We start from the raw sequence: 1,490 nt of genomic DNA on the forward strand, positions 1-1,490 counted from the left end.
GGAGGATCCGGGCGCGGGTCTTGGTGTGGTTGCGGAGACTCCGATCGTGGGTTGGCTGCGTGAGCTGGGTGGTCCGGTGGGGGGTTTCCATCAGGCGATGGTGGTGCGGACGCCGGCGGGTGCCTCGTATGAGGGGTTGGAGTCGGCTCTTCAGGTCCTGCTCGATCACCATGACGTGTTGCGTGCGCGGCTGGTGCGTGGCGGGTCGGTGTGGAACCTGGAGGTCGGCGAGCCGGGTGCCGTGCGGGCGGTCGATGTGTTGCGTCGCGCGGAGGACGGGGTCACGGTCGCGGCTGAGGCTCGGGCGGCGCGGTCGCGGTTGGTGCCGGAGTCGGGGGTGATGGTTCAGGCGGTGTGGTTCGAGGGTGCGGGCCGGTTGTTGTTGGTGGCCCATCATCTGGTGGTGGACGGTGTGTCCTGGCGGGTTCTGCTTCCGGATCTGGGGCGGGCTTACGCGGGCGCGGTTTTGGAGCCGGTGGGTACTTCGTTCCGGCGTTGGGCGGACAGTCTCACGACTCTCGATCGCAGCAGTGAACTCCCGTTGTGGGAGGGGCAGTTGTCGGGTGGTGATGTTCGGGTCGGGTCTGGTGTGTTGGATCCGGTGCGGGACACGGCGGGGACGGTTCGGCATCTTTCGTTGACGTTGCCGGTCGAGGTGACGGCGTCGTTGTTGACGGAGGTGGCGGCGAGGTATCGGGCGGGTGTCAATGATGTGTTGTTGACGGGTTTCGCTCTGGCGGTCGCCGGTTGGCGTTCGGATGCCTCGACGGAGGTTCTGGTCGATCTGGAGGGCCACGGGCGTGAGTCGGTGGTGGAGGGGGTGGACCTGTCGCGGACGGTGGGTTGGTTCACGAGCATGTTCCCGGTCCGGTTGGACGCGGGTTCAGGCGGGGATCTGGGTCGTGCGTTGAAGCGGGTGAAGGAGCAGTTGCACGCGTTGCCGGACAACGGCATCGGTTATGGCCTGCTGCGTTACACCGACCCCGAGACGGCGACGGCTCTCGCCGCTTTCGCCGGTCCGCAGATCGGGTTCAACTACCTGGGTCGGTTCGATGCCACCGCGGGTGAGGGTGGTGAGTGGTCGCTGTGCTCCGACGTCGACCTGGGGGATGGTCGTGAGCCCGGCATGCGGCTGGCGCACGCGCTGGATCTGAACGCGGTGACGCTTGATCACGCGGATGGTCCGCGTCTGGTGGCTGATTGGTCGTGGCCGGCGGCTCTGTTCGGTGAGGAGGAGGTGCGGGCGCTGGCGGAGGGCTGGTTCCGGGCTCTGCGGGACCTGGCCGCGCAGGCGGCGACCGCTGAGGCCGGTGGGTTGACTCCGTCCGATGTGGGTCCGCTGGTTTCGGTCAGTCAGGAGCAGATCGAGGGTCTGGAGGCCGAGCACGGTCGTCTGACTGATGTGCTGCCGCTCTCGCCGCTCCAGCAGGGTCTGTTCTTCCACGCCGTCTACGACACCCAGGGCGAGGACGTCTACACCGTCCAACTCG

At 67.4% G+C, this 1,490-nt stretch carries 1 protein-coding gene; it reads left to right on the plus strand.

Annotation, left to right across the window (positions count from 1 at the left end; genetic code table 11):
• Positions 1–97: 97 nt before the first annotated feature.
• On the plus strand, positions 98–1,490 hold a 1,393-nt coding region (locus tag OTB19_RS42770; RefSeq protein WP_267804262.1), incomplete at its 3' end, for a condensation domain-containing protein.

Source organism: Streptomyces sp. H27-H5, from assembly GCF_026627505.1.
GTDB lineage: Bacteria > Actinomycetota > Actinomycetes > Streptomycetales > Streptomycetaceae > Streptomyces.